General features: G+C 40.9%; 12 protein-coding genes. 2 read left to right on the forward strand and 10 right to left on the reverse strand.

Annotated features, from left to right (window positions below; all coding sequences use genetic code 11):
* The first annotated feature begins 130 nt into the window (after positions 1–130).
* Together ABJK37_RS06035 and ABJK37_RS06040 are read left to right on the forward strand one after the other, a co-directional pair.
* Entirely contained in the window at positions 131–658 is a 528-nt protein-coding gene (locus ABJK37_RS06035) for a DUF6265 family protein (protein WP_348351127.1), read from the forward strand.
* 132 nt (positions 659–790) lie between these two features.
* Positions 791–2,437: a response regulator gene (locus ABJK37_RS06040; protein ID WP_348351129.1), complete on the forward strand. Its 1,647-nt coding sequence runs from the start codon at positions 791–793 to the stop codon at positions 2,435–2,437.
* A gap of 15 nt (positions 2,438–2,452) precedes the next feature.
* Here ABJK37_RS06040 and tilS read toward each other — a convergent pair whose 3' ends face one another.
* The 10 genes from tilS to bamA form a co-directional block, all read right to left on the reverse strand.
* On the reverse strand, positions 2,453–3,838 hold the full coding sequence (gene tilS, locus ABJK37_RS06045; RefSeq protein ID WP_348351131.1) for a tRNA lysidine(34) synthetase TilS: 1,386 nt from the start codon (positions 3,836–3,838) through the stop codon (positions 2,453–2,455).
* A 76-nt stretch (positions 3,839–3,914) separates the two neighbouring features.
* On the reverse strand, positions 3,915–4,871 hold the full coding sequence (gene accA / locus ABJK37_RS06050) for an acetyl-CoA carboxylase carboxyl transferase subunit alpha (RefSeq protein WP_348351133.1): 957 nt from the start codon (positions 4,869–4,871) through the stop codon (positions 3,915–3,917).
* A gap of 56 nt (positions 4,872–4,927) precedes the next feature.
* Positions 4,928–8,413 carry a DNA polymerase III subunit alpha gene (gene dnaE / locus ABJK37_RS06055; protein ID WP_348351136.1) on the reverse strand — a complete coding sequence of 1,162 codons (3,486 nt, stop codon included), beginning with the start codon at positions 8,411–8,413 and terminating at the stop codon, positions 4,928–4,930.
* The gene (gene rnhB, locus ABJK37_RS06060; protein ID WP_348351138.1) at positions 8,414–9,007 is read right to left on the reverse strand and encodes a ribonuclease HII; all 594 of its coding nucleotides are present in this window, start codon (positions 9,005–9,007) and stop codon (positions 8,414–8,416) included. It abuts the gene before it with no gap.
* A complete protein-coding gene (lpxB, locus tag ABJK37_RS06065) occupies positions 9,004–10,164 on the reverse strand; it encodes a lipid-A-disaccharide synthase (protein ID WP_348351140.1) in 1,161 nt (386 codons plus the stop codon). Before lpxB ends, rnhB begins: the two co-directional genes overlap by 4 nt.
* A 3-nt stretch (positions 10,165–10,167) precedes the next feature.
* Entirely contained in the window at positions 10,168–10,935 is a 768-nt protein-coding gene (gene lpxA, locus ABJK37_RS06070) for an acyl-ACP--UDP-N-acetylglucosamine O-acyltransferase (RefSeq protein ID WP_348351142.1), read from the reverse strand.
* A 3-nt stretch (positions 10,936–10,938) separates the two neighbouring features.
* On the reverse strand, positions 10,939–11,385 hold the full coding sequence (gene fabZ, locus ABJK37_RS06075; protein WP_348351144.1) for a 3-hydroxyacyl-ACP dehydratase FabZ: 447 nt from the start codon (positions 11,383–11,385) through the stop codon (positions 10,939–10,941).
* A 39-nt stretch (positions 11,386–11,424) separates the two neighbouring features.
* Positions 11,425–12,459: a UDP-3-O-(3-hydroxymyristoyl)glucosamine N-acyltransferase gene (gene lpxD / locus ABJK37_RS06080; protein ID WP_348351146.1), complete on the reverse strand. Its 1,035-nt coding sequence runs from the start codon at positions 12,457–12,459 to the stop codon at positions 11,425–11,427.
* A 29-nt stretch (positions 12,460–12,488) separates the two neighbouring features.
* Complete coding sequence (locus ABJK37_RS06085) at positions 12,489–13,004, reverse strand: OmpH family outer membrane protein (RefSeq protein ID WP_348351148.1); 516 nt, start codon at positions 13,002–13,004, stop codon at positions 12,489–12,491.
* A gap of 51 nt (positions 13,005–13,055) precedes the next feature.
* Positions 13,056–15,533: an outer membrane protein assembly factor BamA gene (gene bamA / locus ABJK37_RS06090; protein ID WP_348351150.1), complete on the reverse strand. Its 2,478-nt coding sequence runs from the start codon at positions 15,531–15,533 to the stop codon at positions 13,056–13,058.
* Positions 15,534–15,576: the final 43 nt, after the last annotated feature.

Raw genomic sequence — 15,576 nt, forward strand, 5'->3', positions numbered from 1 at the left:
GACTCTCCAGTAAATGTAATCTCAAACCACTCATACCTGTTGCAACAATAATATTTTTAATAGAGAGTTTGTCGAAATAGTTGTTACTCGTTCGTTGTAATTTACAAATTACTTTTAATGGAATTCTAAAATGGCCTCTTCAATTCGCTTTTCTTTTGTTGTTTTTGCTCTGCTTTTCACCTCAGCAATACGAGGTGAAACCTCAGAGTTGCACACCAATACAGAGTATTTAGCTGCTGGTGCTTCTTCTCCAATAGCTTCAATCGAAGAGGTAGACTGGATATCAGGCTACTGGCAAGGTGAAATTTGGGGTGGTCAGTTTGAAGAAGTCTGGTCAAAGCCGGTAGCAGGGTCAATGATGGCGTCTTTTAAGTTTACTGAAAACGATCAGGTTAAGTTTTATGAGTTGCTAACAATTTCAGAACATCAAGGAAGTTTATTGTTGCAACTAAAACACTTTAGTGAAGATCTCAAAGGCTGGGAAGAAAAAGATCAAAGTATGAATTTTAAGTTAGTTAGATTAACTGACAACGCCGCTTTTTTCGAAGGCTACACCTACAAATTAATCAATGACAATGAAATTCACGTATATGTGGTAATTGAAAATGACGGTAAAAAACAGGAAACCAAGTTTGTATTTAAGCGACGCGCTCAATAAACCTTAACAAGCCTTTGTTTTAAAAAGTAAATGCCCAGTATCAGTTGTGTTTATTTACTAGACAATCAGCGCTGACAATAATAAATTAGCTACGGAAGTAAATAATGATAACAATAACAAAGGACTGGGGACTTGCTAAAAATACCCGCGCAGAAACCTAATGCTGACATTGAAGTATTAATAATTGATGGGCAGGCTTTAGTACATACAGTGGTAAGAGGCGCCTTACTTGACGCTGGAATTAAAAACGTACAAAGCGCCCACAATGCTTACGCTGCATTGCGATTATGTGAAGTAACACGTTTTGACATGATACTTATTGCCTTTGATGTAAAAAGTGACAAAGACGGCTTTAACCTTTTGGAAGAATTGAAGTACAAAGGTTTTATCACCAAAACCACTTGTGTGGTGTTTTTAAGCGCCGATACTACGCAAGGTTTAGTCAATTGCGTAGTAGAAATGGAGCCCACCGATTTTTGGGTTAAACCATTAGATCGCTCAAAAGTCGAAAAACGTATCCATCAAATAATCACTATCGAAAAGAAACTCTATGCATTGCGGTATTGTTATGACCAAGGTGAGTTTCCTACCGCTATTTATTATGCGGAACGCCAGTTGAAAGATGCAGCCCTGTCTTTGTATTACCCTCATATTAATCGTTTGATTGGCAAAAGCTTATTTAATATAAAAGAATACGAAGCTGCTCAAGCCTTTTACGACTCACTGACTAAAATATACACTTACGCATGGGTACAAGTTGGATTGGCGTCTACCTTGCTGAAACAAAATAAAATTGATGAGGCAACCGAACTTACCGCTAAGCTTTTAGAGCGGGATGATACTAAATTTGCCACGTACGACCTATTGGCCGAATACCATATCGACAAAGAAGACTACCAACAAGGTTATGAAATCATTCAAGAGGCAACTAAGTTAGCGCCTCGCAGTATCGAGCGCAATAGGAAATCATGGAACCTTGCTCGCTTAAATCATGACAGAATGGGGCAATACTTAGCCACAAGAAACATGGCAAAATACGCTAAAAATTCTATTCATGACTCCCCAGCCCTGCAATTGAATGTGATGCGCTCTGCGATAGATCTTGCGGCCACATTACCCGAGGTCGACGCTAACAAATTATTAATCAATACCGAAAAAACACTGGCTAGGTTAAAGCAAGACTTTGGCGCCTCTGCAGATTTAGGTGAGCAAATTAAGGTGATTGAAGTAAGACTGCTTAACTTACGCCAAGATAAAAAACAAGCAGAGCAAATTATGCTATCCCTCGATCAAGACTCTCAACTTATGAGCTTTGAAGACAACTTAGACAAAGTCAAAGCCTTTCATGAAGTCGGGTTATGGGAACAATCAATAGGTTTGCTAGAGCAAATGAAAAACGAAGTGGAGCTGGATACTTTCACTGGTAAGGTGTTAGCGGAATATTTAGAGCAAGAATCAAATGAGCGTAAAGATATTCGTTATAGCCCAAAAGAATTGGGGGAAATGGCCTCTACACATTACAAAAACAAACGCTATCGACCGGCATATGATCTTTTACAACAAGCGGCACAATTGTCACCTAACAATATCAATATAGTGATTAGCTTGTTGAAAGTACTTGCCATTTTGTCAGAGGAAGAAGGCCTAACTGCAGAAGAAAGCCAAAACGTTTCAAAGTGCTTAGAAACACTAGGAAAAGTAGTATTATCCGAAAATCAGCAATCGAAATTAGATGAGTACAATACGCGTATTAATAAAGCCTTAGAAGTTGCGGTATAACTTGGGGTATTCACTTTAATGAGCATCACTATCGAAGGTGACTGACACTATGCTTGTTTCACTAGAAAGCGACTCAGTTGCTTGTGACAAATACCATTGACCTTGAATTAATAACGCCAACACGACTTCGTTTTGAACCACAAATACCGCGCTTTCTCGCACCCATGGTGCAACCTTCCATTCTTTAAACCATTGTTTAACAGGTTTTGAATAAGCACTGCCTAGTGGTTTAAATTTAATTCCATAACCGCCTAGACGGATCTCAACTGAACCTAAACTTGGATCAATATTAAACTGAGACTTTAAATTAGTAGTAAGGGTTTTAACGGTTAAAAAACTAAGACTTCCTTGGTTGTAAGGTAAATTAACACGCTTTTCACCCTGCCATTGCATACCAAACGAAACGCGCTCTGGGGGCACATTGATAACAAATAATTGTTGGTTAAAACGCCTAAATTGCCAATCTTGCCATTGTAGAATTGGCGTTGCATCATCAGCAGCGTCAAGTAACTCAGGTTTAAGTTGCCTTAACATAGCTAACGATGGATTCTGAATACCTAGTTCAGCTAACCAATAACGAATTAACTGATGCAACCACGGTTGCGACAATTGTTTCAACCCGGATAGGTGCAAACTGTTAGCTGAAGCTCGTAACGATTTAAGTTTGTCTTCATTGATTTCATCTAACAAAGATTGTTGTTCTGCACATAAAGACGCACTTCTTGCGACTGAACGGGCGATTTCAGGCCAACGATTTTGAAGCACAGGCAGCACATCGTGACGCAAAAAGTTCCTTTCAAAATCTGTATTTTGATTGGATTCGTCCTCACACCACTGCAAGTTATGATGTCGCGCATATTCCAAAATTTGTTGTTGCGTCACGTCTAATAGTGGCCGATAAAATCCAACGTATTTGCCTGAGCCTGTTGAACCAGACACTATCCAAGAGCGATTCATTGCAGACAAACCTTTAGGCCCCGCACCGCGCTTTAACTGCAATAAAAACGTTTCAAGTTGGTCATCTTGATGTTGCCCAAGCAATACTTGGCTATTAGCAGGTGCTAACTCGGTCAACTGGTTGTAACGCGCTTCTCTAGCTTGCGCTTCTAAGCTTTGCCTGGGGGCATCGACAAGGTTCACATTTACGGTTTGAAATGCCACGTCTAAGCTTCTACAAATTTGCTCACAATGGTTTTGCCACTGGTCTGCATGTTGACTTAAACCATGATGAATATGGATTGCACTGAGTTGAAACGGAAGTGACTGTTGGTTTCTTATTTTATCAAGTGCATGCAACAGCACATGTGAGTCTACACCTCCACTATAGGCAACAACTATCTGTGACGCCGATGACAGTGGCTCACTTCCGAGTTGCTCCTTAAGTGTTGTAAGTATCGACATATATCGTAGCGAAGTTTCAGTAATAAAAAAGCCACCTTTAAAGATGGCTTTATAGGGTTTAAGAAACTGAGATTATTTAACAATAACCAAAAGACATCAATCTTTCATAGCGTTGCGCTAACAATTCTTCAGTAGACAAACTACTTAGCTGCGCTAGCTGTTGTTTCAAAGTGGCCTTTAGATTAGCAGCCATACTATCATGGTCGCGATGCGCTCCACCTAATGGCTCGCTGACAATTTGATTGATCAGCCCTAATTCTTTAATTTTCCCAGCGCTCACTCCCATAGCTTCGGCGGCCAATGGCGCTTTTTCAGCACTTTTCCATAAAATAGAGGCACAGCCTTCGGGTGAAATAACTGAGTAAGTACTATATTGCAGCATATTAACTCGGTCACCTACACCTATAGCCAATGCTCCACCCGAGCCACCTTCACCGATTACCGTGCAAATAATAGGCACCTTTAAGCCAGACATCACTTTAAGGTTACGCGCAATGGCTTCACTTTGACCACGCTCTTCTGCTCCAACACCTGGATAGGCTCCTGGGGTATCAATAAACGTAATAATAGGTAAGTTGAAACGCTCAGCCATTTCCATCAAACGCAATGCCTTACGATAACCTTCGGGTTTAGGCATTCCAAAATTACGTTTTATTTTTTCTTTGGTATCGCGACCTTTTTGATGACCAATAACCATCACAGGTTGTCCATCAATTTTAGCTAAACCACCCACTATGGCTTTATCGTCAGCAAATGCTCGGTCGCCCGCTAGCTCGTCAAATTCGCTACAAATATGTTCTATGTAATCGTAGGTATACGGGCGCATTGGGTGACGCGCAATTTGGCACACTTGCCAAGCGCCTAAGTCTGCAAAAATTTTGCGGCTTAACTCTGCGCTTTTTTCTCGCAGTTTAGTGATCTCTTCTTCAATATTGACATCAAATTCTCCCCCTTGATTGACTAGCCTTAACTCTTCAATCTTCGCTTCTAATTCAGCGATGGGTTTTTCGAATTCTAAAAAATTTACACTCATTGAACACCTAATAATAATTGTTTACAGCTTTTCAATCTTTCGCTTGTTTGAACGAGTTAATGGAATTCCAAATCAACCTGAGGTTTTCCTAACAGCTGTTGTAAGTCATATAGTAACTCATCTTGGGGTGTAACATACCACTGTGCGCCCAAGGTTAAATCAACTTTTGCATCTGGATGCACATAACGTATCTGAACAGGGCAACTACCGCCTTGATAAGGCTGCAAAACTGACTGCAGTTTAGAGACAGTAGAAGGATTACACCAGCTCGATTCCAAATGCACTTGCAACCCTTTCGCATTTTTTTCACGGGCTTGTACTAAGTCCATTGCATCGCGGGCGGACATTGTATTGCCACCAGAGAATTCATCAAAGCTGACCTGTCCGCTTATTACCAATATTTTGTCTTCTTGCAGCAATTCTTCATATTGCTCAAGCATATCAGGAAAAAACCTAACATCTACTCTGGCACTTTTGTCATCTAATGTTACTAAGGCCCAGCGACGTCCTCTTTTATTGGTCATCACTCTTACCCCTAACACTAACCCTACTGCAAAAGCAGTTTGATCTCTATTAGTAGGTTTTAGATCAACCAAACGGCAAGGCGCATAATACTTAATTTCGTTGAGATACTGATTGATAGGATGACCAGTAAGATAAAGTCCCAATGTGGTCTTTTCACCGTCTAACCAGACTTTCTCTGGCCATGGTTTAACATCAGCAAAGGCTTGTTGTACTTCCTCGGGTTCAGTGGTCAATAACCCAAACATATCTGATTGTCCCGAGTTCTTATCTTTAGCATGCTGTCCAGCTGCCGCTAAAGCATTAGGTAACGAATGCATTAATGAAGCGCGATGTGGTCCCAAATTGTCTAATGCACCAGCCAAAACCAGTTTTTCTAAAATACGCTTATTGATGCGTTTTAAATCCACCTTGGCGCAAAAATCGAATAAATCGCTAAATTTTCCAGATTCCTCCCGAGCTTCAATAATCGCCTCAATTGGCCCTTCACCCACCCCCTTGACCGCACCAATACCGTAAACAATGCGTCCTTCTGCATCAACTGTAAACTTGTGGCTGCCGGCATTCACATCCGGAGGCAAGATAGTTAATCCCATACGATTACATTCATCAACCAAAGTGACGATTTTGTCGGAGTTATCCATATCGGCTGACATGACAGCGGCCATAAATTCTGCGGGGTAATGGGTTTTAAGCCATAAAGTTTGGTACGATACTAATGCATAAGCTGCGGAGTGAGATTTGTTAAAACCATAACCTGCAAATTTTTCAACAAGGTCAAAAATTTTAATTGCTAGCGTTGGATCAATTCCGTTCTCTTTTGCACCGGACTCGAATGATTCCCGCTGCTTTTCCATTTCTTCTAGGTTTTTCTTACCCATAGCACGACGTAATAAATCTGCGCCACCTAAGCTATAACCAGACATCACCTGTGCAATTTGCATAACCTGTTCTTGATACAAAATAATGCCATAGGTGGGCTGCAAAATTTCCTTCAAACATTCATGTTGATATTGGGCATCAGGGTAAGAAACCTCTTCTCGTCCATGCTTACGATCAATAAAGTTGTCTACCATGCCCGATTGCAGCGGACCTGGTCTGAAAAGTGCCACTAGTGCGATAATATCTTCAAAACAATCTGGTTTTAGGCGTTTTATCAACTCTTTCATGCCACGAGATTCGAGCTGAAATACTGCTGTGGTCTCGGCATTTTGCAATAACCTAAAACATTTTGGATCTTCTAGCGGGATAGCCGCAATATTAATATCGATGCCTTTACCCGATTTGATCATATCCATCGCCCACTGAATAATAGTCAGCGTGCGCAATCCTAAGAAGTCGAATTTAACTAAACCTGCCGTTTCAACATCGTTTTTATCAAATTGAGTGACTGGATTTTTACCTTCGTCATCACAATATAGCGGAGCAAAATCCGTGATAAGTGTCGGCGCTATTACTACGCCACCAGCATGTTTACCCGCATTACGAGTACAACCTTCCAAGATACGACACATGTCTATGAGATCTTTGACTTCTTCGTCTTGGTTATATAACTCAGGCAACCGCGGTTCTTCGACAAAGGCTTTTTCTAATGTCATACCGGGAGTAGCAGGAATAAGCTTAGAGATCCTATCAACAAAACCATATGGGTGACCCAACACTCGCCCCACATCTCGCACTACCGCTTTTGCTGCCATAGTACCGAAAGTGATAATTTGAGATACCGCGTCGCGCCCATACATTTCAGCGACATGATCAATCACCTCATCACGCCTATCCATGCAAAAATCCACGTCAAAGTCTGGCATGGATACCCGTTCAGGATTTAAAAATCGCTCGAATAATAGGTCGTATTCTAGTGGATCAAGATCGGTTATATCTAGCGCATAAGCCACAAGTGACCCCGCACCCGACCCGCGCCCTGGACCTACTGGAATATTATTGTCTTTACTCCATTGAATAAACTCCATCACGATCAAGAAATAACCTGGGAACCCCATTTGGTTAATAACCTTAAGCTCAATCGCTAACCTGTCATCGTATTCTGGTCGTTTTTCTAAACGAACTTGTTCGTCTGGGAACAAAAATGCCAATCTTCGCTCTAGTCCCTCTTCCGAGACCTTAACCAGATAATCTTTAATATCCATACCTTCTGTAGGAAAATCAGGTAGAAAGTATGTACCTAGTTGAACCGTAACATTACAGCGCTTTGCGATTTCAACAGTATTTTGAATTGCTTCAGGAATATCAGAAAATAATTCCATCATTTCTTCAGCAGTACGCAAGTATTGCTGTTCAGAATATTCTTTTGGCCTACGAGGATCTCCCAAGGTAAAACCGTCATGAATCGCTACACGAATTTCATGCGCATCAAAGTATTGTTTATCAACAAAACACACTTCGTTGGTGGCTACCACTGGTAAGTCATATTGTTGCGCCCAATCTACCGCGCGATGAATGTAATCTTCTTCGCCTATTCGACCTGTTCGGGTCAACTCCAAATAAAAACGATTAGGAAAGTGTTGCTGATAAAACTCTGTGACGTTGTTAGCAATATCCATATTGCCCTTAGTCAATAACATACCTAAATCGCCTGACTTACCACCCGATAATACAAGTACACCTTGGCTGTGTTCTGCTAACCATGCTCGGTCTATTACGGCTCTGTCGTTTATACTTCCGCGCAAATAAGCTTTGGAGATTAAAAGGGTGATATTTTTGTAGCCTATATTATCCAAAGCTAACAATGTAAGGCGAAACAAAGTCCCTTCAAGTTCATCACCACAGACCCAAAAATCTGCACCTATAATTGGCTTGATGCCGTTATCATGAGCTTGGCGATAAAATTTGACCAAGCCACACATATTCATTTGATCAGTAATAGCAACAGCAGGCATTCCCAGTTTCTTGACATGAGAAATAAGAGGTTTGACCTTATTTAACCCATCTAACATGGAAAAATCACTATGTACCCGTAAATGTACAAAATTTACCGCGGCTTGTTGAGTTTGTTCTGTCATTTAAGAGCCTGCTAATTGACCATCATGCAACGCAAGAGATTGCTGCACTGGCTTAAAACTCATTCGATATTGAGAAAGTGGCCCAAGCTCAGCGAGCTTAGCTAAATGAAATGCGGTGGGGTAACCTTTATGTTTAGCGAAGCCATACTCTGGATGTTGTTGATCTAAAGCCAACATTTCTTGGTCTCGTGTGACTTTAGCAATAATTGAAGCGGCTGAAATTTCGGCAATTAAGCCATCACCTTTGACCACAGATTCACACGAATAGTGCCAATTCGGACAACGATTTCCGTCAACCATTACGTGAGTTGGTTGGATTGACAATTCTTGTACCGCTCGAGTCATCGCCAGCATTGTGGCATGCAAAATATTAAGTTCATCTATTTCTCGAGGACTTGCACGTCCAATCGACCAGGCTAATGCATATTCCTTAATTTCAGCCGCTAAAATATTTCGTTTCTTTTCAGATAATTTTTTGGAGTCGGCCAATCCGTTAATTGTATGTCGAGGATCAAGAATAACCGCAGCAGTGACTACATCTCCCACTAAAGGTCCACGGCCGACTTCATCTACTCCCGCTATCAATTCAGTCATAGAGGCTGCCCAATTAAGCTAGAGACAACTGCCGCGGATTGAACGTCAGCGTCTTTTTTTAATGATTCGTGCAAAGCTTCAAACTTTCGAATAAGCAGCTGTTGCGCTTCGGTATTTTGTTGGGTCAACATAGGCACCAACAACTGACTAATCGCCTCAGGTGTCACGTCATTTTGAAGCAACTCAGGTACGATTTTTTCTCCCGCTAGTACATTGGGCAACGCAAAGTATTTGGCTTTATATAACCATTTCATCATTTGATAAGTTAAACCACTAAGTTTATAAGCTGCTACCATGTTTTTCTTACATAACATGGCTTCTAGCGTGGCCGTTCCAGACGCAAGTAACACAGCATCAGAGGCTATCATTACCTCTCTGGCATGGCCGATAACCACCTGAATATCTAAATCTGGTTTGCGTGTTTGGATATACTCGTCAACTTGAGCTTTACGTTGACGATTAACCACTGGAATTAACACTTTAAACTTTTTGATATCACTTTTTAGCAATAAACACGATTGGATGAAGACATCAAACAACGTTTCAACTTCGCGTTTCCTACTACCAGGAAGCAGCGCTAAAACGACCTCATTTTCCTTAATTTTTAACGCTTCGCGGGCTTTTTGTTGATCGGGTTTGATCGCAATATCATCAGCCATGGTGTGACCAACAAATTCACAAGGTATCTGGTATTTGTCGTACACTTGTTTTTCAAACGGAAAAATACTCAAAACCATGTGAGTCGCTTTGGCAATTTTAAAAATGCGGTTTTCACGCCATGCCCAAACGGTAGGGCTAACATATTGAACCGTTCTAATTCCGTGGTTTTTGAGCTTGAGTTCTACTCCTAAGTTAAAATCAGGTGCATCAACCCCAATAAACACATCTGGTGGGTTAGCTAGAAAATGATTGACTAGAGTCTTACGTACAAACATCAATCTACGAATCCGCGACAATACCTCAACTAAGCCCATCACTGACAGCTCTTCCATATCGAATAGCGTTTGACAGCCTTGAGCCTGCATTTTAGGACCGGCGATACCTTCAAAAGTAGCATTGGGAAAACGTTTTTTGAGTTGTTTAATGAGACCTGCTGCAAGGATATCGCCAGACGCTTCACCAGCCACAATACCAATCCTCAAGATTTTGTCGCTCATGAGTTAGCGCGCAATACCGCGAGAGGAATTAGCAACAAAATTGGCCAAGAGTTTTACTTCAGGAGTGTTACCAGGCATGGCTAGCAGCAGTTCAACCGCCTCTTCAGCTCTATTGCCTTGGCGGTATAATACTTTATAGGCTCGCTTGATTTGTAATATGGTATCACTATCAAAACCACGACGTTTTAAACCTTCCGCATTGATACCTCGAGGCTTGCTGTCATTTCCTAACATTAAAAAAGGTGGTACGTCGGCTAAAATTATCGCGCCCCCACCGATAAAACTGTGATCACCAATTTTGCAAAATTGATGAGAGGCTGTCGCACCTCCCATAATCACCCAATCACCTATGTGCACATGCCCAGCAAGTATGGCACTAGTGGCCAAAATGCTGTTATCACCGATGACACAATCATGAGCAACATGTACAAAACACATCAATAAGTTGTTTGAGCCAATTCTTGTTACGCCTTGATCTTGGACGGTGCCACGATGGATAGTCACCGATTCACGGATCACATTATTATCACCAATGATTAATTCAGTTGGCTCACCAGCGTACTTTTTATCCTGACAATCTTCACCCACAGACGCAAACTGATATATATGATTGCCTTTACCTATACTGGTTTTACCTTTGACAACCACATGAGATTCAAGCACAGTGTTATCACCAATGCTAACGTCTGCATCAATCATGCAAAAAGCGCCAATTGAGACATTTTCACCTAGTTTAGCGGAAGGATGGATAACGGCAGTAGAATGTATCACCAGTTACATTTTCCTCATAGCACACATGAACTCAGCTTCACACGCGGCTTTTCCATCCACGCTGGCTAAACCATGAAACTTCCAAATTCCACGACGTTCTTTTATTAATTTAACTTCCATATCCATACGGTCACCCGGCACTACGGGTAATTTAAAGCGGGCATTATCTACCCCTGCGTATAGGTATAAGTCATCTGAATTACCCGCTGTCTTGAAGCCTAACACTCCAGCTACTTGGGCCAACGCTTCTAAGATCATGACACCAGGAAAAATCGGTTTACCTGGGAAGTGCCCAGTAAAACAAGGTTCATTAAAAGTAATATTTTTATATGCCGATATAGACTCATTAATTGTGTAGTCTGTCACTCTATCTACTAATAAGAAAGGATACCTATGAGGAAGCAATTCCATGATATCTTCTATTTCGAGAGTGTTAATTTTGTTAGCCAAAAGGTGTTCTCCTAAACAAACCAGTTAGTAGTCAAATCACTACTGCTGCTGGCTTTTTTCCAATGATTTAACGCGCTGATTAAGGCTAGTAATATTTCGCAATGCTACCATATTTTTGCGCCATTCTCGATTGGCTTCTGCCGGTATGCCTGACGAATACATGCCGGGTTCTGTAATATTTTTAGTGACCATGCTCATGCCGGTAAAAACCACGTTATCACAAACGCTAATGTGACCATTTATGCCAACTAGACCTGCAATACTGCAATTTTTACCAATAACGGTGCTACCTGCAATGACAGAACATGCAGCCATTGCTGTGTTTTCACCGATCTCTACGTTGTGAGCAATTTGACATTGGTTATCGATAATTACGCCATCAGCCAAAATAGTATTGTCTAAGGCGCCACGATCTATAGTCGTACTTGCACCAATTTCTACTCGGTTACCAATGACCACACTGCCAAGTTGCGGGATTTTAATCCACTGCCCATTTTCGTTAGCATACCCAAAGCCGTCACTACCTATTACAGTGTTAGCTTGAACTAAACAATCTGAACCCATTTTTACATCATGATAAATACTGACATTGGCCCATAATTTTGTATTTTCACCAAGATGCGCGCCTTTACCTACAAAACATCCCGCTCCAATTATAACATTGTCGCCGAGTATCGCGCCCGCTTCTATGACCGCATTGGCAGCAATTTTAACATTTTTGCCCAACTCAACATTTTCACCAATAACAGCATGAACAGATATGTCATGGGCAGGTTTCGGTGTGGTATCGAGCAGTTGTGCGGCTTTAGCAAACCCCACATAAGGATTGTTCATAACAAACGCGGAACGACTGCAATGGGGTAATTCGTCTGGATGCAAAATAACAGCCTGAGCTTTGGTGCTTTGCAGCTGGCCTCGATACCTTTTATTAGACAAAAATGAAACCTGGCCATCACCTGCTTTGACTAAGGTAGATAAACCGCTAACGAGGGTATCTTGAGTATCGGTGCCTGCTAGGCGCAATTCTGCACCGATGCTTTGTGCCAATTGAATAAGACTGATTGCGTGACTCAAAACACCTCCCACATTACAACTAAAGCGACTTATTTGATTTTAGAAACTTGCTCAAGCACCATTTCAGACACATCTAGATCAGGATTAATAAAGGCCACTGAATTGGCATTTAAAATCATGTCATATTTTTCTTTAGCAGCGACTGTATCAATTCCTTGCTTAATTAAACCTAATAACTTGTTTTGTTCTTCCTTTAAACGGTTTTGAATTTCTTGTTGTAAAGGTTGAGCTTTTGAAGTGTATTCTTCACGTAAAGCAATAATTTTGCCTTCAAGTTCTGTTTTTTCTTTAGCGCTCATTGTCGCTGCATCACGCTGATTTTTTTCAAGGTAATACTTAATGTCTTTTTCTAAACGGCTCACTTCTTCAGTTTTATCTTTGAATTGTGCAGCAATGGCATCTTGAATGGACGCAGCCTGAGGCATTGATTGGAATATTCCTTGAACATTCACAACACCAATTTTTTGTTCCGCAAATACAGCTGAACTCGCCATAGCTGAAGTTAACAATGCACCTGCAATTAAACTTTTAGTAAACTTTTTCAAAAGGAACTCCTACTTCTTATTGTTCTAAGGTTGGGTGATACCAACCATATATTAAAATGTTTGACCAATGTTAAAAGTGAAGAATTTCGAATCATCACCTTCTCTTTCTTGTATTACTTTCGAGAAACTAAACACCATTGGCCCCATAGGTGATAGCCATTGTACAGAAACTCCGCCCGATGCTCTATAGAGTGTTGGATCGCTATAATCAATTAATTCATCATTACTGAGTGAAAAGTTGTTGTTCAAGAGCTTATAACGATCGTAATCAAACTCGGTATCCCACACATTACCCACATCGACAAATAAGCTAGTGCGCACTGAGTTATCAAAATCTACCTCTACGAAAGGTGTTGGCACTATCAATTCTACGCCACCAAGCACCATAGCATTACCACCAAGTGAACGACTAGAAACAGAGAATGTATTGTTGGACTCATCCCCTAAGATTACTTGGCCGTTAGGGTCTGTGACTATTTGTGACGGTGACACGCGTAATCCACGAGGGCCCACTGTATTGTTTTCAAAACCTCTTAAAGAATCAGATCCACCCGCCGTAAAATGTTGAGTAAAAGGTAAGATTTGGTCGATACCTCCAACATCTCCATAGCCGTTGCCGTATCCCATTTTTAATCTTGCTAAAAATGACCAGCGTTGGTTACGAGAAAGTGGAAAATACCATTTTCCATCAATTTCAGTTTTAAAATAGTTCACATCTGAATTAGGCGTAGTGATACCAAATGAGGCACGTTGTGACGAACCTGCGGTTGGAAAAACACCTCGATTTAGGGTGGTTCGCGACCAGGCTATCGACGCTAAAAAACTATCGTACTTTATCGCTGCATCTGGATTACTTTCATCAACAAATTGATTATTGAAACGAGTAGTTTGCACATAAGGCTGATTTTGGAACAGCTCGACGACGCTATAGGTTAATCCAAAATTAATTCGATTAAATTGGTCTATAGGATAACCAACGTTACTGCCTACCGAAAACTGCTTACTGTTATATTGGATCAAGTTGGCGGAACTACCGTCAAATTCACTGTAAGATACTGATCCACCTAAACTGATACCATCAATGGTAAAATAGGGGTCGGTATAAGACAGCTGTACACTTTTTTGATAAGAAACAGTACTCACATTAAATGCGATACGTTTACCTGTGCCCAAGAAGTTATCTTGCTGAATCCCCGCTTGCAAACTAAGTTTAGTACGATCACCGTAACCTATACCTGCGTTAAACGCACCAGATGGTTGCTCTTTAACGGTAAAATTCACATCTACTTTGTCTTCTTCACCGGGAAGTCGAACAGTTTCAAAATCAACGTTTTCCATATAAGTTAAGCGTGAAAGACTATTTTTCGATGACTCTAGCGTGGCATTCGATAGCCATGAGCCTTCCATTTGAGATACAGATTGTCGCAACACCTCATCGGCGGTGCTCACGTTCCCAGAAAAATTAATTCGACGTACGTAAATACGTTTACCTGGGTCAACAGACAACACTAACTTCACGGTTTTGTCTTCTTCGTTGATATCAGGGATAGTAGTCACTGTAGGATATGCATAGCCATATCGGCCTAAGTACTTACTGATAAACTCTTCTGTATAAGTCACTTCGGCTTGGTTGTACAACTCGCCTTTGGTTAGCGGAAGGACTAGTTTGATATAGTCTTCGTACCCCAACAAGTCGCCAATTAACTCAACTTCAGAAATGGTATATTGCTCGCCTTCAGCAACGTTGAGGGTGACATATATGCCAGTTTTATCAGGTGTCATTGATACTTGAGTTGAATCAATATTAAACCGTAAATATCCACGGTCTTTGTAGTAACTGGTTATAGTTTCCATATCCCCAGTCAGAGTCTGTTTCTGATAGCGGGTTTCTGATAAAAAGTCCCACCAAGGGGTATCAAATTGCAATTCAACTTGGTCTAACAACTCGAAATCGCTAAAGGTTTCATTACCTACTATGTTGATCTGTTGGATTTTTGCAGAGTCACCTTCTTCAAATAACAATTTAAGGTCGACCCGGTTTCTAGGTAACGGAGTAATAATCGCGGTAACGTCTGCGTTATACTTACCTATGCTATAAAAGAAATCTTTCAAGCCATTTTCTATTGAGGTCAACACCGTTTTATCGAGTGGTTCACCTACTACAATATTGGCGTCATTGAGGCTTTCTTGTAATTGTTCGTCTTTAATATCGTCGTTATCTTCAAATACGATATTACTGATAGTCGGCCGCTCAGTCACTCGTACCAATAGTGTATTACCATCGCGATAGATTTTGATGTTTTCAAAATGAGTAGAGGAATACATCGACCGAATAAGTTGCGAAATTCGAAAACTATTCATCTCATCGCCAACTGTTACTGGCAAATAAGTTAAAGCTGCACCTAAGGCAACACGCTGCAAACCTTCAACTTTAATATCTTGAACGATAAAATCACTACTTGGGGCTGCTTTTGCTAAGCTAGCAATGGATAACAATAATCCGGCAACAACTAACTGTTTAAACTTCATTTATTAATATTCTTCCTAAACGCACAAAATATGTGGTGTGCAT

Origin of the sequence: Paraglaciecola sp. (genome assembly GCF_039964565.1) — a bacterium.
Lineage (GTDB): Bacteria > Pseudomonadota > Gammaproteobacteria > Enterobacterales > Alteromonadaceae > Paraglaciecola.

Coding starts and splice junctions, on each gene's coding strand:
- rnhB (WP_348351138.1), bottom strand. CDS start 9,007: ATGACTGAATTGATAGCGGGAGTAGATGAAGTCGGCCGTGGACCTTTA.
- tilS (WP_348351131.1), bottom strand. CDS start 3,838: ATGTCGATACTTACAACACTTAAGGAGCAACTCGGAAGTGAGCCACTG.
- accA (WP_348351133.1), bottom strand. CDS start 4,871: ATGAGTGTAAATTTTTTAGAATTCGAAAAACCCATCGCTGAATTAGAA.
- bamA (WP_348351150.1), bottom strand. CDS start 15,533: ATGAAGTTTAAACAGTTAGTTGTTGCCGGATTATTGTTATCCATTGCT.
- dnaE (WP_348351136.1), bottom strand. CDS start 8,413: ATGACAGAACAAACTCAACAAGCCGCGGTAAATTTTGTACATTTACGG.
- lpxB (WP_348351140.1), bottom strand. CDS start 10,164: ATGAGCGACAAAATCTTGAGGATTGGTATTGTGGCTGGTGAAGCGTCT.
- ABJK37_RS06035 (WP_348351127.1), top strand. CDS start 131: ATGGCCTCTTCAATTCGCTTTTCTTTTGTTGTTTTTGCTCTGCTTTTC.